Here is a 19,277-nt window from a genome sequence, read left to right as displayed (position 1 = left end):
AACAGTCATGATCGTTAATAATCAAATTAATTTTATATCATCTTAATAGATTCCGCCAAAGAATACGAGTGAAATAGCTGCAGCCGATAATCATAGGCGTAATATGAATCTTCTAGAATCTCCCCAAAAAATAATGATCTGGAAAAATTAGGATTTTATCCGTGAAAATTAGGTTTTAATCCGTGAAAAGATCATTTTAATCCGGGAAAAATCCTGTACAATCCGGGAAAAGTTGCACCTAATCCGGGAATCGTGATTGAGTTCAATCTTTATCCGGCAAAAATCCAGATCAATCCGGGAAAAGTTGCACCTAATCTGGATTAATCCTTTTTATTGCATCAATTAATCCGACATGAGTCGTAACCTGAAACACGTACATCAATGACCGGAATATCAACGGATTGCTCAATAAGCTTAGCTGTCCCACCCCGGCTGACAATCACATCAAACTGGTGAAGATCCGCTTTCTTCGCAATATCAACTCCATCATTTAAGTCACCAATCTTCACACTAATTTCCAGATCTGCTTCTTCGGCACTACATTCTTCAATCAATGGTTTCATAGCTGCATACGGCACAATAAACAGTAATCTGATTTTCATCCCAATAATCCACACCTATATGTATGATTTCATTCCAAGCAAGCAGAGGCTTATATAACTTACTAAGTAAATTAGTATTTTCTATACTATAGCAGATGAACCGTTTCAACTGTTATTTGGCTACCTTTAATTATCATAGGAAATAGTACTGTGAAGTTCTGTACAAAAAAAGCAGAGAGCAGTTTCGGCAGATAACAACACACTGGTAGCTCAAGCACACCCTATCTCTACCACGATTAAAATCGATCAAATGCTAGAACTTAACCGCAATCGCCAACTCTTTTTTCTTTTTAATACTCACTGAGCGCCTTCATATTAAATTTATTCGAATTTTTAGTCATATTAAGGGCCCCAGAAGTCGGATTTTATTGTTCAACTTCTAGGGGTCAGTTCACAAACATATCATGTTTGAGCGGATGATCCATAACATGAGCGGAATTACATAAGCTTTAGACCAATATTCAAAAAAGTTTATTGACAAAAATATTTACGAGTTTCCACATTTCCATATATAATTATAGTTGTTAAGACATATACCACTCATAATCAGAAAGGAATGAACGAGATGACCGAAGAACTCAAGTTAATGCTCACAGAAATGAAACAAGGATTTAAGGAAGTAAACCAAAGGCTCGACGGAATGGATCAAAGGTTCGACAAAATTGATAATCACTTGGATCGCATTGAGAAGAAAGTTGATGGCATCCAAAAGCAAGTTGTTAACAATTCAGAAGCCATAACCGAACTCAACGTGAAAGTTAATGAACAAGCAACGGTCCTGGCTACCCTTTCAATGCGATCAATCACCCAAGAAGGCGAAATAAGAAATTTGAAGCAAGTTCAATCATTATAATAAGCATTAACCCGCCGCAAAACATGTACCTTACCGGACCAAGATAATTGGCCAATTCCGGAACCCGCAGTTTCCACCTCAGTCATACATGCACGACCATGCAACGCCACTTTCACTTTTTCGATTTCAGATATACAAAACACTTGTGAACCTCTCGTTCAAATGGATCAATACTTTAATTGAGCAGACATCTTCTAACCGAAATGAATTTACACACAAATAAGGACTTGACCTCAAAAACAGAATAGACTTCCCCCATCACTTACGAGAGCAGTCTATTCCGCATGTTTATTCAGTTTATTTTTCTTAATTCGTCATCCGTTCATCATTTTCTCCGAGATAGCTAAGGGCAAGTGAAATATAAAAACGAATCGAATCATAAAAATTATTAATAGCGACCCATTCGTCGGGTTGGTGCGCTTGATCAGGATTGCCCGGTCCAAAAATCAGAATTGGCATTTCTTTATTTTCCTTAGTAAATAAAGATCCGTCTGAATAGTAATTGGCACCCCCGAATATGGGCTGTTTATTCAGTGTTTGTTCCAAGACATCTGCCGCTAACTGAATAAATGGATGTTCTTGTGCGGTGCTCACATAATGCATATCATTCAGCACTTTGATTTCAAACGAGATATCCATTGTTTCAGATAAAGCAGATAAAAGATCTTGGGCACGACGGTAGACATCTTCCGACTCAAGTCCTGGGACTGTTCGCATGTCAAAAGTCATCTGACAATAATCTGCAACCATATTGGGTGCAATTCCTCCATTGACTAGTCCTAAATTCATCGTCGGTTGTCCAAGTATCTTATCGTGAATAGGTTGAAATTTCTCGAATTCACTCACAAAATGATGCATGGCTGAAATGGCATTCACGCCTTTATCCGGCCATCCGGCATGAGCCGTTTTTCCATGAATCGTTACCTCAAGCCAAAGCACACCCTTATGAGCGATCAGCACTTGATTGTCGGTCGGTTCACCGATCACCATTGCCGTAGCGGTGGAAACATCACCTTTAAGAATAGCCGATCGCGCACCTCGCCCATCGACTTCTTCGCCAACTGTACCAAGAAAGGAGAGATCCCCCTGTAGTTGGACATTTGATCGACTTAGCGCTTCAAGCGCAAGAATCATGGCGGCAACGCCGCTTTTCATATCAGAAGATCCGCGCCCATAAAGTTTACCAGCATGTACTTGTCCGCCCCAAGGCTCCTCGGTCCATTCTTTATTTCCTAAAGGAACCGTATCTAGATGTCCACTAAAAAAGAGATGCTGTCGCGGGTGTTTTGAATCTACAGATCCATTTAAAGTAACCGTGATATTCGATCGATTATCTTCTAGATGATTCACTGCTACATCAAGCCCACTATTCTTTAACCATTCTTCGATATACTCTGCGACCAAACGTTCATTTCCCGGGGGATTAACACTATTGATTTGGACCAGTGACTGAAGGAAGAATAAAGCTCTGTCTTGATCAATTGATTGAAAGATATCGTCTGTACCCAAACCGTTCACCTTCGTGTTCTTGTGGAGATGCTTATTGAGATAATCAATAAACTACAGTTGCTTTTTCATGTAAGCAATTGGCCAATCAATGAACACATCCGTCATATCTTGAGGCGTTTAAAGAAAAGCCTGCCGTATTATTTTAGAGTGACATTTTTGCTTTATTTACGGATAGAGAGCCCAGAAGTCTGGACCAAAATAGAGAATAATATTTCCAATTCACAAAATCCATTGAACCCCAGTGAGGGGCACAGTCGCTTAGAAATACTGCTGTCTTTCCTTTTTTATAGTAGCCCGTTGCAAGGATTGGATCACTATTTACTCGTAATAATTCTTTTGCATCATGTTTAACCACAACTCTATTATAGCCGAGCAGTTTTGGCCATTCTCCCAAATCACCGATGATCGGATCATCATTCACACTCACTGGGATAAATCCTTGAGGAACCTCGACCCTATCATCTCTGTCCATCATCTCTACTGGCAAAACGTCTGCTAATGGTGTGTTTTTATAGTTTGCTTTGGCTTCAATTCCCATAAAAGACAGATAGCCTCCGATCATTAATAAACCTCCGCCATTTCCGACGAAATCTTTTATCAATTCAAGCCCATTGGAGGAAATCTTCATGTCATAAAAAGTATGATTCTGCAGCAGGAAAGTATTTGCACCGATATCACTTAAGACAATTGCATCATATTTTTCCAATTCTTCAATGGTCTGAGGAAAACGAACCTGAACTTCATGAGAGGGTAGATAATCAATATCAAAATTGACTTTTCTCAGTTCATCCAATAAATAGGTAGCTCCCTCTTCATATTTCGTACTCGTAAAGCAATCAAAACCCTTTTGATGAATCATATGTATCACCCATGATTCTCCGACAAACAGTACTTTTGTTGCCATATCTTTTTATTCTCCTTTATCTTTGAAGGTAACATTCCCACCATACGCAATTTTTTTGGTAACAAGTATATTATTAAAGACGATAGCTAAAATTAAGAGAATACCAAGAATCGCCAGTTCCCAGACTGAATCTATATTGGCAATCTGAAGTCCGGAATTCAGTACAGTTACAATCAACACGGACAGCATGACCGATCCAAGATGTCCTTTCCCTCCGGATACAATAATCCCGCCTAATACAGCAACAGTGATCGACTCCATTTCCATTCCAGTTCCGGCATCAGCTCGTGCAGTCATTAACCAAGAGCAGGTAACAACAGCTCCAATTCCAGATAATAGACCCGACAAAGTAAAAATTAATGTTCTTATTTTGTTGACCTGAATACCTGAAAATTTTGCGGCAATATCATTTGTCCCCAACAAATAAATTTCTCGGCCTGCTCTGGTTCTATACACCATAAACCACATAATAATATAGACCGGAACAGCGACTAAGACGACCTGGATCGGTATTCCGATTATCATTCCCTGTCCGATAACACCAAATGAACTAGGAAAACCACTGACGGGTGTTCCACTGGTGAGATAAAGTGCGATCGAACTGAAGAGATATTGTGTACCAAGCGTGGCAATTAATGAATGAATGTGACAAAAGTTGACCAGTACTCCGTTAATAAGACCAAGTAATCCTCCAAATAGGATTGCTAGAAGGGACGCTACCCAGATATTCATGCCCGCCTGAAAAAGGACCCCTAAAAATACTCCGGATAAAGAAAGCATGGCACCGACCGAAAGATCAATTGCGCCTCTTCCGCTTAAAATGACCAAGGATTGCCCAATTGCGAGTAGTGATAATACGGCCCCAAATTGAGTAATACCCACGAGATTGTCAATACTGAGAAAATCCTGGTTCAAAAAGGACATAATCGCAATCGTAATGATAAGTAAGAGAGTTAGCATAAATCCCCGTTTATCAGCGATTGCCCAAATTGTTTTCATAAAATCATCACCCTCTGGTCTTAAGAAATAGTTAATCTCGTTTTTGTCTCCACTCTTCTCTTCTTGATTCTTTTTCTTAATAAAACATCAATGATTATCGAGATAATAATCAGAGAGCCAACAATAGCGTGATCCAGTAAGGATGGCACACCAAGTAATACGATGCCATTACTCATTACTGCAACAAACAGTACACCTGCCAACGTTCCAACGACTGATCCTCTTCCACCTGTGATCGATGTGCCACCAATGACCACTGCAGCAATACACTGCATAGCCAAATCTGAACCGATTGTCATTTCTACAGTACCCATTCGATCAATGTAAAATATTGCCGACAACCCAACCAAGGCACCCAATAGCATATATGAAGCAAATTTCATTTTTTTCACTTTAATACCATTCAGTCTTGCGGCTTCCATATTCGTGCCAATTGCATATAAATGTCTTCCGAACGGTCTATAAGTGAGCACAAACCAAAAGACGAAGTATAAAATCAGAATAAAGAAGAGTATGTTTGGTATGCTGAATGTTATTCCAGATGCGATATTGTTAAATACCGTAGGAAATCCTGTCAGCCAGCTTCCACCGAGCATCAAAAAGATAATTGCTCGCCAAAAGTTCATAGTGGCCAAAGTTGCGATAAGTTCAGGTACCTTTAGCAGCGAGACCAACAAACCGTTTGCAGCCCCTGCTACTATTCCGGAACAAATGGTCAATACAACGACTAAAATTGGATTGACACCCATGGCTGATAACCTTGCAGCGACGATCGCACAAACACCTAGGACTGAACCAACAGATATATCAATGCCACCGAGAATAATGACTATGGTCATCCCAATACTAATAATCGCTATTTCTGAGGCATTCTGAATAATCTGAGTGACATTTTGTTCAGTGAGAAATTTGTTCGACAGTAAAGCAAACAATACAAATTCAGCGCAAAGAATGATAAGCGTAAAATATTCTCGATAACCAGGCAATGGAATATACTTTTGTTTCAAATTCTTCACTCCTCGCTGATACCGCACCAGTCTATAATTGTCATTGCGATCATTTTCGTCGCTTTGATTAACTCATCCACTTCTAAATATTCATCACTGTTATGAGCAGCTCTCGAATTACCAGGCCCGAAGTTTATAGTGGGAATTCCAACATTTATTGGCCAACCCATGTCTGTGTGGCAAGTCGTACCTTCTATCTTACTGTCAATGGCTAGTTGTTTCAGTGAATTTTCGCAACACTTAACAAAGGGATCTTCAGCACTTGTCTCGCCACAATCCGCATCAATGAGCCATTCAATTTTTGGAGGGTTTTCCTTAAGCCAAGGATCAAGTTGCGCCACTTGGTGAATAAATTCTTGAATCTCTTGTTTCACATTTCCGCCCAACCAGTTTTTGTCTTTCTCAGAAGGAAGATACTGAGCATCAAAAACAATCTCGGCACTATTCGCATAAGAGGTGGGATATTCACCAGCATTAATTTGAGCAACATTTATCTGACATGGCAATGGGAGCAAGGGATGAGTTTTTTGAACTGCCCATTCCTTATTCAAAACTTTAAGATTTTCTAAAATAATCATTGCTTTATCAATTGCATCAACCGCACCATTCGTTTTCCAGTTTCCCATTGGCATCTCAATATGACCGCTTCTTCCTGGAATAATGATCTTACCCCATAAAATGCCCCGGCAGAGCGGTGCAACATTCATTCCTGTTGGTTCAGTCAGAATACATCCATCGGCTCTATAACCCTGTTGAATGAAATCCAGAGTGCCCATTCCGCCAGCTTCTTCATCAACAACTGTTCCAACGATGATGTCGCCTTTTGTGTTAAAGCCGCTCCTTTTAATGGCTTCCACTGCCATAATCATCGCGGTAACTCCGCCTTTCATATCGACAGTTCCGCGCCCGTATATTCTATTGTTTTCACGGATACCTCCAAAGGGGGGGGTTGTCCAACCTTCTCCAGGTTTTACAACATCGATATGACCCGTTAATAAAATAGATTTTCCCGAATCAGATGTTCCTTTAAATGTCGCAGCCAGATTAGGACGATTCTCAAACTTATGATCTGCGTAATACCCTGGTTTATCTTTAAACTTAGCCAATTTAGCCGGATCCGGTTCCCATTTATTAATACTCGCACCTATTTTTGATAGACGTGATGCAATATAATTCTGAACCTCTCCTTCCTTTGTAATTGTTTGGTCATCAGTGAACCAAGGGTTAACGCTCGGTATCTTTATGATATCTTGCAGAGCCTCAATGATTGCTTGCTCATGTTCATCAATCCAGCTCATTACTTTTTCTTTCTCTGACATGGTTTAAGACTCCAATCTTTTTAAATTTTAAGATTTTCCGCTTTAGTTAATCCCAAAGCCATTCGTAAGATTTGATCCTCAGAAACATCATTTCGTTTCGTGTTCCCGATGATTTTTCCTTTGTTCAAGGTCAAGATTCTATCCGACAACCCGATAATCTCCGGCATATCAGATGATATTAATAGTACAGAGATTCCCTCACGAGCAATCTTCATGATTAATTCATGAATCTCAAGCTTTGTTCTCATGTCAATACCACGAGTCGGTTCATCTAGGATAAGTAAATCCGGCTTGTTTAATAACCACCTGGCAATTATGACTTTTTGCTGAGAACCTCCACTTAATGACGTGATTAATTGCTGCTGATTACTGACCTTTATCGAATATTTTTTTATCTGTTCGTCAACCATATTCGTTTCTTTTTTCAGGTTTAAGAAACCGAGTGAATTGGACACAGAATCTAAAAAAGAAGATGTCAAATTGTATTTCAATGAATGGAGTTTGAATATTCCTTGGTTCCCACGATCTTCAGGCACATAATAAATTCCTTTTTTTATTGCGAATTTTGTCGGATACGAATCCTTTAATTTATCGCCTTTAAAATAGACAGTTCCCCCGTCTCTCTTCATTTCACCGAAAATCGTTCGTGCAATCTCTGAGCGTCCCGCACCAATCAGACCATACATGCCCACAACTTCACCAGAATTTACAGAGAAAGAAATATCTTTAAAGTAAGGTGACTTTGTTAAATGCTCAACTCGAATGACCTCTTCCATTTCCGACTGTGTAGGTGGCACATAGACATTTCGATTAATTGTTCTACCAGACATTGCGGCAATAATTTTATCTTCGGTCATCGTGGAGGGATCCAAATCCTCAGTTATTTGTCCGTCTCTCAACACAGTGACCTTATCTGAAATTTGAAGAATCTCAGGGATTCTATGACTGATATAGAGAACACTTATTCTTTTGGATTTCAGATCTTCTATTAAACTAAATAATTTTTCGGATTCTGCTCCGCTCAAGATTGATGTTGGCTCATCTAAAATGATCAATTTTGACTTATAATAGAGTCCTTTCGCAATCAATAATAATTGCTGTGTTCCAAGGGAAAGATCGCCCATCTTCAGCTGTAGGTAGGATTGATCCAGTCCTACTAAATGGAGCATTTTTGTACCCTCTTCATAAGTTTTCTGCCAATTAATGTTGCCTAAAGGCGACTTTATTTCATTACCTGAAAAGAGATTCTCAATGACCGACAGCTCGCTGAATACACTTGGCTCCTGATGAACCATCACAATACCAAGCTCAAAGGCATCTTTCGGATTTTTTAATGTCACAGGCTTGTTCTCAAATAGGATGGACCCCGCACTGGGGCTAATTACTCCCGATATGATTTTCATCATTGTTGATTTCCCTGCTCCATTCTCACCAACAATGGAATGAACCTGTCCTTGTTTGACCTCTAAATTAATCTGGCGAAGCGCATGGATACCGCCAAAAGACTTGTCGATATCAACCAATTTCAACAAGATTTTATCCTCGCTCAAAGTCATTCCCCCAAGCTCTGCAAGGTGAAAATATAGAATGAGTTTCTATCAGCTTCAATCTACGATTAGAACCCATAGTTATTCACGTTATCTTTATTAATGACGAGCGGTGGTCCAAGTAATAAGACTTTTGTCTTCGAATCATACTTCACTGGATTAGACAAGCCCGGGACATGGTTAACTGCCTTGAACTTATTTCCTTTCGCCAACTGAATTCCTGCCCATACCGTTAGATAACCAAGATCTTTTGCATTCCATAGAATAGATTCTTTCATGACACCACTCTTAATAAAAGGTTTAACGGTTTTCGGTGATCCATATCCGATCACAGCGATTTTTCCAACCTTATTAGCCTTTTGAACGGCCTGTGCAACCCCTGGCACCGCACTAGAAGCGACGGCAACGAGTCCCTTCATTGATGGATACTTTGACATCAGTTCCTGAGCTTGATTCATTGCATCTTCACTGCTACCTCCACTTGTATAACGCACTTCAACGATTTTTAGATTAGGATACTTCGATGCAGCACGCTCCTTCATATACTTAATCCAAGTATTTAAATTTGTTGCAGTCGATTCTCCAGAAATAATACCTACCTGACCTTTGCCATTCAATTGTTTGGCCAATCTGTCAATAAGGGTATAACCTAAAGCTTTGTCCGTTGCCTGAGCAACATAAGTACTACGCTCACTTGTAGCGCTATCACTGTCAGCTGTGTATACTTTTATTCCTGCAGCTTTTGCCTTAGCAATTTCTGGGTTTATTGATGAACTATCCAGAACAGATATGGAGAGTGCGTCGACTTTTTGTCGAATCAAACTATCCATAATCTGGACTTGCTTCTGAGCACTTGCCTGAGTAGCTCCAGAATAGATAAATTGAGCACCAAATTTCTTTGCAGCCTCATTTCCACCATTTTGCATGGCCGTAAAATAGGGAATGCCGATAAGCTGAGGAATAAAGGCAATCTTAAGTTTTTGGTTCGAGGAATGAGAGGAACCGTTCGAGTTACCCGTTGAACATGCAGTCAAACTCAAGGCCAAGCAAAGTGCCATAATCAAAATGAATACTTTAGACATTTTTCTCAAAGGTTTATCCCTACCTTATTCTTATTTTTTAATATTTTAGTTTTTTTACAAAAAATCCCATGGTTGCAATCAAATAGATTTTCATCATTGTTTGGAATCAATAGCTGATTTTACAGTTGATTCTCGTATAACAAGTTTTGCTTTAAGTTCAATGCTTTCTGTTTCATTAAAAGAGTGATTAATTCGATAAATTAATCTTTCTGCTGCTAGTTCACCCATTTTATAAATCGGTTGTTCAATGGTTGTGATTTCTGGTGAAGTAATTTGTGTTAGTGTGATTCCATCAAAACCGCAAACAGCAATTTGTTCAGGTATTTTTATCTTTAGCCGATTTAATTCCTTAACGACGCCAATTGCAATCAAATCATTTCCCGCAAAAATGCCGTCAATATCAGAATGCTTTTTCAATAGTTCCTGAATCGACTCGATACCGCTCATAATGGAAAAATCGCCTGGGTATTCAATACCTGATGAACCCTCTTGATGCTTCATTGACGTTTTAAAACCGCGTAACCTGTCTTTAGCAGTAGCATCATATTGCGGACCATAGATATGAGCTATTTTCTGGCAACCTATGGAAAGAAGATGTTTCGTTGCCTCAATCGCTCCATGATAGTTGTCCACTTTTATCGTACATAAATTTTCAATATCCTTATCGGCTTCCAGAATAACCATAGGCGATTTATAATTTTTCTTAAGGACTTCTACGTCAATGTCATGCGTCGCTATAATAAAACCATCAATGTACTTATTCTTTAAAAAGTTCATATAATCCGCATTTTTTTCTGGATTGTTTCCTCCGGTATTTCCCAATAGTAAAGAATAGCCAAGTTGTTGGGTGATTTTTTCTGCTCCCTTGGCCAACTCCGAAAAAAAAGGGTTTGTAATATCCGTGACCAGCAAAGCAAGCGTTTTTGAACTTTTTTTTGTTAATCCTCTTGCAACTTGATTCGGCTGAAAATTCATTTCTTTGATGACTTTATCAATGATTTTTAACTTTTCTTCACTGACATAGCCTTTATTGTTCAATACTCTTGATACTGTTGCCGGAGACACTCCAGCTAATTTTGCAACATCTCTTATTGTTGTCAAATGAAATTACTCATCCCCTTTTTGCGATCTAAAACCGGTTTCATATCGAATAAACTGCCTCGATTTTTCACTCGCTTTACAGTTTTTCTAAAACCGGTTTCACACTAAATAAAAAAAAATTTCTAAAACCGGTTTCACAATGTGCATAAAACAATTAACAAAAATACTTGAATGTTAAGATAACCTATTCTGCACACCCAACACCCATTTCTGATTTATTTGTTTGTAATTTCAAACAAATAAATCATGTAATTCATTATAGTCTGAAAAATCTTTAAGCGGTGATTTTTGTCACATAATCTAACATTCTTTTTTTCATTTTTTTATTTCCCGGATATGAGACCATTTTCCCTGGATTACCTTGAACTTCCACCGGATTAACCAGCCTTTTTACCCGATTAAATCAAAATTCTCTCCCAACAAAATTTCACCGCCACTACTCTCTTCAATGACACATATCACAAATTTGTTCAGATTTTGTCTATTTTCTGAAAGTAAAATAGAAAATAAGACACAAATCCCCTTTAAGCAAAAACAGATCCGTTAAAAGACATGGCCTTAAACGAATCTGAGTTGAAAGAAGAGAAAATAATGTCTACCAGCCTATCGACAAAATTAATTCGGAAAACGTTTATAAAACTACACAGTGATAACAAACAACTAGACCTTCAGATACTCGCTATAAAAAATGAATTGGATCGCATCAGGGCTAAATATGAACAGGATATGAGAAACTTGCAGACAACGCAAGAACATCTCAATCAAATTGAAAAGGAAATCAAGCACTTTCCAAAGGATGGCTCAAAATGAAGCGATTCGGTTGGAAAAAAAACAAAACCCTATCAAATATTGAAGCAGCAGTCACTTCAAAAACAGAGGAAATTCAGCAGTTAACCATTGAAAACGAGGAAACAAAACGACGCCTACAATTACATTTACAAGCGTCTCAGGAAGAAATCGCCGCCTCGTATGAACGCATTGAAAAAGCATTAAATGAGGATCCGCAGAAGTGGACCTTGATCAAACAACAAATTCAGAAGAAGAGTGACCATCAGGCTACATTTTTCCCACATTTGCGCATTGGGGAACGCCTTTTACTCTTAGGCATAATTACCGCCAAACAGCTTAATCAAAGTTTAAAAGAACAGCAGATTCATGGTGGAAGGCTCGGCGACATCGTGGTTCGTCTAGGTTATGTTAGCGCTGACCAGCTAAAGCAAATTATTGATCAATCATTCCAACGCCTTTTATTAGGAGAACTGCTTGTGCGTTCTGGATACCTCAGTCGTGAAGAACTGGATGAGGCGCTGCATTATCAAGAATCTGTCGGTGGAGATATTGGCGAGATCCTTGTCGCGATGGGCTTGATTACACCAAATCAACTTACTGAAGCACTTGCTTCCCAAAATCAGACAGGAAGGCTCATCACTTATGACAAAAATGTTGTCCTGAAAGCGAAACTACCTGAAACCGTGGCGCGAAAGTTTAAGGCCTTGGTGATCAGACATTCAGTTGATCAGTGCATTATCGCCGTGGAATCACTGCTCAATGAAGAAGAACTCCATCGACTTGCCAAAATCGTAGATGCACCAATCACACAGGTCCTTGCCTCCCCATGGGAAATGGAACTCCTTTGGGATCAGGTTTATCAAGAAGAACTGCTCCACGAAAGCACAGAAAAATTAAAGAACGAACAGCCGGAAAACTCAGCGAGTCAAACATTTACGCTCACGCAGATCATCGTCATGATTGTGATTGGAATCGTCATCGCTGCCGCATTAATGTGGAACTGGTTTTATACACTCGTGTTCATCAATATCATCATTCAGCTGATGTATTTCTCGATGACCGTAACCAAATTCGTCATGATCCTATACGGTACAAAGGAGAACGCGCAGATTCGATTTAGCAAGCAACAAATTCAAAGCATCGATGAACGGGAACTCCCCATGTACACGATCTTGGTGCCCATGTACAAGGAGAGTAATGTCATCCCGCAATTAGTTCGCAATTTAAATCGACTAGATTATCCAAAGAATAAGCTGGACATACGATTGCTCATTGAAAAAGATGATGTTGAAGCTCAGGAAGTGATTCAATCACTGCATTTACCGTACTCCTTTCAGATGATTATCATTCCTGATGGTCAGCCAAAAACGAAACCGAAGGCGTGCAATTATGGACTCATTCGTGCCAGAGGAAAATACGTGGTCATTTATGACGCCGAAGATCGTCCGGATCCGGATCAATTGAAAAAGGTTTTTCTCGCTTTTCAGCAAAGTCCGGACAACACGGCCTGCATTCAAGCGAAGCTGAACTACTTTAACAGTAAGCAGAATCTACTGACCAAATTTTTCACGCAAGAATACAGTAACTGGTTTGAATTACTGCTCCCAGGCATTATGCAGATGAATATTCCGATTCCATTGGGCGGAACATCGAATCATTTCAAAACGGACATGCTCAAGAAACTCGGGGCTTGGGATCCTTATAACGTGACCGAAGATGCCGATCTGGGCATCCGTTTGTATAAGCAAGAGTATTCGACCAGGGTGGTTGACTCACGCACATTAGAAGAAGCGAACAGTCAATTCAGGAATTGGATCCATCAGCGTTCGCGCTGGATTAAGGGCTATATGCAAACCTGGCTGGTGCACATGCGCCATCCCATTAGACTCCATCGTGAACTTGGAATCAAAGGTTTTTGGGGCGCACAATTTATGCTTCTGTCCTCGCCATTATTGCCGATGTTGAACCCAATCTTCTGGTCCCTACTGATTATTTGGTATATGACGCATGCCGGATGGATTCCTGCATTCTTTCCAGGCATTATTTATTATTTAGCAGCCGTCCAGCTGATCCTTGGCAATTTTCTTTTTATCTATACGAACATCGCTGGCACGTATTGGGTCGTTCATGAATTGTACCGGAAGAAGGAAAACTGGCTGTCCTACAGTCTCGTAAGATACGCCCTGTTGACACCGATCTATTGGGGCATGATGAGTATCGCTTCGATCAAAGCGCTTTGGCAGTTAATCAGAAAACCTTTCTATTGGGAAAAGACCGAGCACGGGTTTGATCAAGAACGTTATGACACAACAAAAAGCAGCAGTCTGTGAAAAAAAGGAGGTCGCAAATATGGATATCAGTGTAATTATTCCAACATTTAATGAAGGAAATAATGTTCAGACTATCACCAATCGTCTAAGTAAGGCGCTGCAACCAACCGGTAAGTCTTTTGAAATTCTCTTCATGGATGACAGTACAGACAACACACCGGAAATACTCGATCAGCTGAGCCAAGACGCATCATTTGTCCGTTATATCCATCGGACAAACAAGCGCGGGCTAGCGACCGCGGTTATAGACGGACTGAAGGATGCCGAAGGCGAGATTCTCGTCGTGATGGATGCTGATCTTCAGCACCCTCCCGAACTGATTCCCACAATGATTGACAAGCTTAACGAAGGCTTCCAAATGGTCATCCCCTCACGGTTTGTTCCTGGGGGCAGTGACGGAGGACTGAACCTCTATCGGAAATTTGTTTCCTGGACAGCACGAATGATCGCCCGTCTAGCATTAAAAAGGCTGCGGAAAATTACCGACCCAACGAGTGGATTCTTCGCCGTAAAGAAATCTGCGATCCAAGGGAACATTTACCATCCGATTGGTTGGAAGATCATGATTGAACTCATTGTTCGGGCCAATATTACGTCAGTCGCAGAAATTCCTTATCAATTCCAGTCGAGAGATTTGGGAAGCTCGAAAATGAGTGGCAGCGAACAAGTACGCTATTTAATCCATCTTGGGCGATTAGTGATGATCAGCGAGGAAGATCGCAAATTCTTTTCATTTTGCGCGATTGGCTTAAGCGGAGTGATTGTTAATTTGGCTATTTATAAAGTGATGCTGCTCTTAAACAGCCCAGTGGTCATTGCCTTTATTCTCTCTTCCATCGTCAGTATGATTTCAAATTATCTATTAAATAGTACGTTAACTTGGAAGTCTCGTGTGATGCACCAGACAAGCGGTCGAATCATTCAATTCTTTCGTTATCTCCTCGTATCCACTGCGGGGCTAGCTATTTCCAGTGGTTTTCTATCATTCCTCTTCTATATCCTCCATGTCCACCCGATGTTGAGTGGGATTTTGGGCATCGTAACCGGAGTGATCTGGAATTACGTGGTGAATGATAAATGGACCTTTTCTACTCATCGATTAATCAAAACGGCAAAAACAATGGAAACGGTGACAAATGATGGTCAAAAATAAGAGAATACCCTATTATTTCGGCATTGCCCTTTTTATCATTGAGGTATCCTTCGGCATTTGGATGGCCCATTGGAACCACTTTGTCCCCGGTGATGCGGTCAGTCGTGTCGCTAATGCCTATTATGTCTTATTTAGCCATGATCCGCATCTTGGCGCGATTGGTTTTGTTTGGAATCCATTACCCAGCTTACTCATGATCCCGATTCTATTGCTCACACCCTTGTGCAAAGCACTAGCTTCCGAAGGAATTGCCGGGATCATCTTGACTTCATTATTCGCGGCATTCACCGCTGTGCTGTTGTTTAAGTCCTTATTACGCAGAAAACAGCCGTTCTTATTCAGCTTTGCGATTGTGCTGTTATTCTCGTTCAATCCGTTTCTTTTTCTATACGGGGCTAATGGGATGAGTGAAATGCTCTTCATTTATTTCATTATGTTTTGCGTCATTGCTTTTGTCGACTGGATGGATGAAAAGCGTAGTGTTGCTTCGATGATTATGATTGGCTTTGCCTTAGCGCTTGCCTTTCTCACCCGATATGAATCGATTCTATTTGGCGCTGCCTTAGCACTTTCCCTTTTGATCATCATCTGGAGCAAACGAAACAAAGAGGAAGCAGCAGTTTACGGGATCACATACACCTATAATAAATGGGAAGCCAGTGAATGGCTCGCCCTTTTGCCCGTCATTTATACCGGTATCATCTGGATTGTGCTCAACTGGGTCATTATGGGCGATGGCTTGTTCTTTTTACGATCAAACTATTCCAACCTCGCACAGTCTGAAGGTTTGAGTAAAAATCCAACCATTGGTCCGGTCATCGGCCATTATGGAGCGACACTTCTCTTCGTGTTAGAAAGAAGTATTCCATTCCTTTTGCCCCTACTCACTATACTCATGATTCGAATCATCAGACGGCGGGTATTCAGTGCCGGCTTTCTCTGCCTGATTCTATTAGTGTTGTCCATACCGGTCATGCAGATCTATATGTTAGATAAAGGTGCCTCATATGGATGGCTGCGTTTCTTTGTTTATCCTTTTGTGATTACCCTTGCTTGGCTTCCCTACGAATTACAAAAGCTGAAAGAACAAGCGAAGCATCTCTATATTCTTGGCGGCTGCGTCACTCTAATCCTCTTAAGTGCATCTGCTTATGCAACCGGCTATGCAATGAACAATGAGCGACTGGCACCCGAAGAATACCAAGCGATTCATTATAACCAAAGCCCCACCTACTTCAGCAACAGGCTATCGCTGCACATCGCCGACGATCTCGATCAACTCTTGCACAAGCACAAGCATGCTTCACTACTGGTTGACTCGTTTAATGGATTTCAAATCATTCTCGACATGAAACAAACGAACCAACTGATCATCACTAGCGACCTAGATTTCAAGAAAAAGCTCAACAATCCGGTAAAAGAAAAGGTAACCTACATACTAATTCCAAAGCCAGAAGGGGTTGCCACGCTCAATGCCGTTAACGAACACTATAAAAACTTTTATTATAAAGGCGCAGATTTCGCCAAATTAGATAAAACCTATGATGACCAATGGCGATTGTATCGTGTGGTTAATCCGGAAAAAGGAAAACGGTAAGGAAAATAGCTTGATTTTGTTTCAATACCTTCCCTTAAATCAACAAATAGAAAAGCGGAGAGAATTTTGAATACACTCTCTCCGCTTTTGTTTTCTAACTCTCTTTTCTGTTTAAAAGCCAACAACTTTTCCAATCTTAGTGATTCAATCGTTCGTCTTATTAATATTAGTCCTTCGCACCCGTCGCGATCAACGCGAGTTCCGCCGCCCCGTACAATCCGGCATTTTGCTGAAAATGCGAGAGTACCAACTTTGGCGGATAGGGAACGCACTGGTTCAGGCGTTCTTCAATCGCCTCTTGGATCATAGAAAATGATGCAGTCATTCCGCCGCCCATAACAATCTTTTGTGGGTTCCAGATGATTGCAAGATTTGCAATTTGATAACCAATCTCGCTCGCCGCCTCGTCAATGAATGCACGATAATCTTCATCGTTCCTTGCCAACTCAAAGACCATTTTTGTTGATAACGGCTTTCCAAAATGGTCACTTGCACGGCGGGCAATACCGGAACCGCTGGCAAACTCCTCAAACGAAGCATGTCCGGATTGATAAGCGCTTTTATCATTTCGATTCTGCATTAGGTAGGCAATCTCTCCGGAAGCGCCGTTGTGTCCGCGCATCACGTGATCGCCGCAAGTCAGGCCCACCGAAACACCTGTCCCAAAATTGACATATAGCCCGTAATCCGTGCCCTTCAATTCACCGCGATGCAGCTCGGCCAGTGCCGCTGCCTTAACATCGTTTTCCATGTGCGCGGGAACATGAAAGGCATCAGTCATAATTGCGCAAAGATTCAACTTTTCCATCCCGTACAAATTCGGTGCCAGCTCGACATGATCACCGGTAACCGCGCCACACATGCCAATACCGATACTGACCAAGTTTGCTCCGTCCACGCGCGCCAGCAAGCCTTGTCCGCAAGAGATCACCGTTTTTAGAAATTCCATTCCGCCACTTTTCAACGATTCAACTTGATCCTGAACCAGCAATTGCCCTTGGTAATCTGCTAATGCAGCGGCAACCTTGGTGCCACCAAAATCAAAAGCTAAAACAACATCCATCTGTCCGTTCACCTTCTTAAAAATTATAGCTCTTTATCTGTCTCAACAATTTCTGGTTTATGAAATGGCCAATCATGATGTGCTCGTGCCCAGAACAGGTAAATGATTGCACCGATCAAGGTCCACACAACAGCTAAACCGATCGCTGACCAGCCTGAAGAGTAAAACACAAACGCCCAACCAATAAACGCAAGAATGCTTGGCAGCGGATAAAGCCATTGTTTATAAGGCCGCTTCAAATCCGGACGGCGCTTGCGCAGGACGGTCAGCGCCACAATCTGGCCCATGAATTGAATCACGATCGTCAGTGCCATCAGCGCATTGATAATGGTTGTCAGATCAAAGAAACAGCAAATCGCCATCACGCCACCAAGAATTAACAGCGACACATTTGGAAAATGATGCTTTGGATGTAGCTTGGCAAAAGGTTTGAAGAACAAACCGTCTTTCGCTGCATTGTAAGGAAGCCGCGATGCACCCAGTAGACCATTGAAAACCGAAGCAAAGCATGTCCACACAATCAAAAGCGTAATAATCACTGCACCTGGAGTTCCCCAAATACGTTCCATAAATAAGGTTCCGATATTGCTACTCTTCATTGCTTCTTGCCACGGAATAACGCCTATGATACCGATATTCATTGATAGATCAATAACAGCAACGAGTACAATAGATAGCGTAATCACACGTGGAATCGTACGTCCCGGATCCTTTATTTCATCGCCAAGATAACTGCTTGTAAAATACCCAAGATAATCATAGATCGAAAGCAGCATACCTGCACCAAGTCCTGCAAAGAACGAAGCGGGCTTAAATGCATCTTTCGGAAAATCGAATGCTAGACTTGGATTGAAATGCATAATAGCTGTTCCGATGACCAGCACAACGGTCAGAATCATTCCGGCCCACAGTATGGTCGAAATCTTAGCGACTGAATTAATACGCCGATAAAGCAGAATCACCGTCAATAGCGTAACACCGACCGCCACAAACTTTGTTTCAAGCGGCGTGATATGCGGAAAAAAGTAGCTTACATAGTTCGCCAGGCCGATTGCCCCGGTCGACATGGTCATCGGTGTTGCGATCAATGCCGACCATATAAAGAGAAACGGCATCAGCTTACCTGTACGGTATTTGAACGCTTCACGCAAATAAATGTAGGTACCGCCTTCGCCGGGAAGTGCAGAACCCAATTCGCTCCATACAAGTCCGTCAAGCAGTGCGAGCACCGCGCCAATCAGCCACCCGAACATCGCCTGAGGTCCACCCATGACTGTTAATATAATCGGTATCGTAATAAAAGGACCCGCACCCATCATTTGCGACATATTAATCGCGGTTGCCTGCAGAGTGCCAATACTCCGAACCAGGCCGTTACCTTTTTTCTCCATCTGAAATCCTCCTTGCTTGTTATGAGATTTG

At 41.1% G+C, this 19,277-nt stretch carries 16 protein-coding genes; 5 read left to right on the top strand and 11 right to left on the bottom strand.

Features of this window, described 5'->3' with window-relative positions; genetic code table 11:
* Positions 1 to 338 precede the first annotated feature (338 nt).
* The gene (locus tag NIE32_RS01740; protein WP_253052391.1) at positions 339 to 602 is read right to left on the bottom strand and encodes a PrpR N-terminal domain-containing protein; all 264 of its coding nucleotides are present in this window, start codon (positions 600 to 602) and stop codon (positions 339 to 341) included.
* Between the two features lie 565 nt (positions 603 to 1,167).
* On the opposite strand from NIE32_RS01740, the gene NIE32_RS01735 reads away from it, so the two are divergent.
* A complete protein-coding gene (locus tag NIE32_RS01735) occupies positions 1,168 to 1,455 on the top strand; it encodes a hypothetical protein (protein WP_253052389.1) in 288 nt (95 codons plus the stop codon).
* 306 nt (positions 1,456 to 1,761) lie between these two features.
* On the opposite strand, the gene NIE32_RS01730 is transcribed toward NIE32_RS01735, so the two are convergent.
* The 8 genes from NIE32_RS01730 to NIE32_RS01695 all read right to left on the bottom strand — a co-directional run bounded on the left by NIE32_RS01730 (position 1,762) and on the right by NIE32_RS01695 (position 10,923).
* Positions 1,762 to 2,964, bottom strand: coding sequence for a M20 family metallopeptidase (locus NIE32_RS01730; protein ID WP_253052387.1), 1,203 nt, complete (start codon positions 2,962 to 2,964; stop codon positions 1,762 to 1,764).
* Positions 2,965 to 3,106: 142 nt separating this feature from the next.
* Entirely contained in the window at positions 3,107 to 3,868 is a 762-nt protein-coding gene (locus tag NIE32_RS01725) for a glutamine amidotransferase (RefSeq protein ID WP_253052385.1), read from the bottom strand.
* Between the two features lie 6 nt (positions 3,869 to 3,874).
* Positions 3,875 to 4,867 carry an ABC transporter permease gene (locus tag NIE32_RS01720; RefSeq protein ID WP_253052383.1) on the bottom strand — a complete coding sequence of 331 codons (993 nt, stop codon included), beginning with the start codon at positions 4,865 to 4,867 and terminating at the stop codon, positions 3,875 to 3,877.
* A gap of 20 nt (positions 4,868 to 4,887) precedes the next feature.
* Entirely contained in the window at positions 4,888 to 5,874 is a 987-nt protein-coding gene (locus NIE32_RS01715; RefSeq protein WP_253052381.1) for an ABC transporter permease, read from the bottom strand.
* A 5-nt stretch (positions 5,875 to 5,879) separates the two neighbouring features.
* Positions 5,880 to 7,193 carry an ArgE/DapE family deacylase gene (locus NIE32_RS01710; protein WP_253052379.1) on the bottom strand — a complete coding sequence of 438 codons (1,314 nt, stop codon included), beginning with the start codon at positions 7,191 to 7,193 and terminating at the stop codon, positions 5,880 to 5,882.
* Between the two features lie 20 nt (positions 7,194 to 7,213).
* Positions 7,214 to 8,743 (bottom strand): sugar ABC transporter ATP-binding protein, encoded by a 1,530-nt coding sequence (locus NIE32_RS01705; RefSeq protein WP_253052377.1) that lies wholly within the window; start codon positions 8,741 to 8,743, stop codon positions 7,214 to 7,216.
* 65 nt (positions 8,744 to 8,808) lie between these two features.
* Positions 8,809 to 9,822: an autoinducer 2 ABC transporter substrate-binding protein gene (locus NIE32_RS01700; protein WP_253052818.1), complete on the bottom strand. Its 1,014-nt coding sequence runs from the start codon at positions 9,820 to 9,822 to the stop codon at positions 8,809 to 8,811.
* A gap of 93 nt (positions 9,823 to 9,915) precedes the next feature.
* Positions 9,916 to 10,923: a LacI family DNA-binding transcriptional regulator gene (locus tag NIE32_RS01695; protein WP_290443391.1), complete on the bottom strand. Its 1,008-nt coding sequence runs from the start codon at positions 10,921 to 10,923 to the stop codon at positions 9,916 to 9,918.
* A gap of 591 nt (positions 10,924 to 11,514) precedes the next feature.
* On the opposite strand from NIE32_RS01695, the gene NIE32_RS01690 reads away from it, so the two are divergent.
* The 4 genes from NIE32_RS01690 to NIE32_RS01675 are packed head-to-tail and all read left to right on the top strand — an operon-like array spanning position 11,515 to position 16,792.
* Positions 11,515 to 11,733, top strand: coding sequence for a hypothetical protein (locus tag NIE32_RS01690; protein WP_253052375.1), 219 nt, complete (start codon positions 11,515 to 11,517; stop codon positions 11,731 to 11,733).
* Positions 11,730 to 14,042 (top strand): cyclic di-GMP-binding domain-containing protein, MshE-related, encoded by a 2,313-nt coding sequence (locus NIE32_RS01685; protein WP_253052373.1) that lies wholly within the window; start codon positions 11,730 to 11,732, stop codon positions 14,040 to 14,042. The genes NIE32_RS01690 and NIE32_RS01685 overlap by 4 nt, the downstream gene beginning before the upstream one ends.
* Before the next feature lie 19 nt (positions 14,043 to 14,061).
* Entirely contained in the window at positions 14,062 to 15,195 is a 1,134-nt protein-coding gene (locus NIE32_RS01680) for a glycosyltransferase (RefSeq protein WP_253052371.1), read from the top strand.
* Positions 15,179 to 16,792 carry an ArnT family glycosyltransferase gene (locus tag NIE32_RS01675; protein ID WP_253052369.1) on the top strand — a complete coding sequence of 538 codons (1,614 nt, stop codon included), beginning with the start codon at positions 15,179 to 15,181 and terminating at the stop codon, positions 16,790 to 16,792. Before NIE32_RS01680 ends, NIE32_RS01675 begins: the two co-directional genes overlap by 17 nt.
* A gap of 166 nt (positions 16,793 to 16,958) precedes the next feature.
* Here NIE32_RS01675 and NIE32_RS01670 read toward each other — a convergent pair whose 3' ends face one another.
* Positions 16,959 to 17,855, bottom strand: coding sequence for an ROK family protein (locus NIE32_RS01670; protein ID WP_253052367.1), 897 nt, complete (start codon positions 17,853 to 17,855; stop codon positions 16,959 to 16,961).
* A 23-nt stretch (positions 17,856 to 17,878) separates the two neighbouring features.
* Complete coding sequence (locus tag NIE32_RS01665) at positions 17,879 to 19,246, bottom strand: APC family permease (protein WP_253052365.1); 1,368 nt, start codon at positions 19,244 to 19,246, stop codon at positions 17,879 to 17,881.
* Between the last annotated feature and the right edge of the window lie 31 nt (positions 19,247 to 19,277).

Source organism: Sporolactobacillus kofuensis, from assembly GCF_024125425.1.
Classification (GTDB): domain Bacteria; phylum Bacillota; class Bacilli; order Bacillales; family Sporolactobacillaceae; genus Sporolactobacillus; species Sporolactobacillus kofuensis.
This window is presented reverse-complemented; position numbering and strand designations above follow the sequence as displayed.

What these genes read in the sequence shown, in the direction of transcription:
- NIE32_RS01665 (WP_253052365.1), bottom strand. Translation starts at nt 19,246, where the DNA reads ATGGAGAAAAAAGGTAACGGCCTGGTTCGGAGTATTGGCACTCTGCAG.
- NIE32_RS01685 (WP_253052373.1), top strand. Translation starts at nt 11,730, where the DNA reads ATGAAGCGATTCGGTTGGAAAAAAAACAAAACCCTATCAAATATTGAA.
- NIE32_RS01700 (WP_253052818.1), bottom strand. Translation starts at nt 9,822, where the DNA reads ATGTCTAAAGTATTCATTTTGATTATGGCACTTTGCTTGGCCTTGAGT.
- NIE32_RS01735 (WP_253052389.1), top strand. Translation starts at nt 1,168, where the DNA reads ATGACCGAAGAACTCAAGTTAATGCTCACAGAAATGAAACAAGGATTT.
- NIE32_RS01690 (WP_253052375.1), top strand. Translation starts at nt 11,515, where the DNA reads ATGTCTACCAGCCTATCGACAAAATTAATTCGGAAAACGTTTATAAAA.
- NIE32_RS01720 (WP_253052383.1), bottom strand. Translation starts at nt 4,867, where the DNA reads ATGAAAACAATTTGGGCAATCGCTGATAAACGGGGATTTATGCTAACT.
- NIE32_RS01680 (WP_253052371.1), top strand. Translation starts at nt 14,062, where the DNA reads ATGGATATCAGTGTAATTATTCCAACATTTAATGAAGGAAATAATGTT.
- NIE32_RS01710 (WP_253052379.1), bottom strand. Translation starts at nt 7,193, where the DNA reads ATGTCAGAGAAAGAAAAAGTAATGAGCTGGATTGATGAACATGAGCAA.
- NIE32_RS01675 (WP_253052369.1), top strand. Translation starts at nt 15,179, where the DNA reads ATGATGGTCAAAAATAAGAGAATACCCTATTATTTCGGCATTGCCCTT.
- NIE32_RS01670 (WP_253052367.1), bottom strand. Translation starts at nt 17,855, where the DNA reads ATGGATGTTGTTTTAGCTTTTGATTTTGGTGGCACCAAGGTTGCCGCT.
- NIE32_RS01725 (WP_253052385.1), bottom strand. Translation starts at nt 3,868, where the DNA reads ATGGCAACAAAAGTACTGTTTGTCGGAGAATCATGGGTGATACATATG.
- NIE32_RS01740 (WP_253052391.1), bottom strand. Translation starts at nt 602, where the DNA reads ATGAAAATCAGATTACTGTTTATTGTGCCGTATGCAGCTATGAAACCA.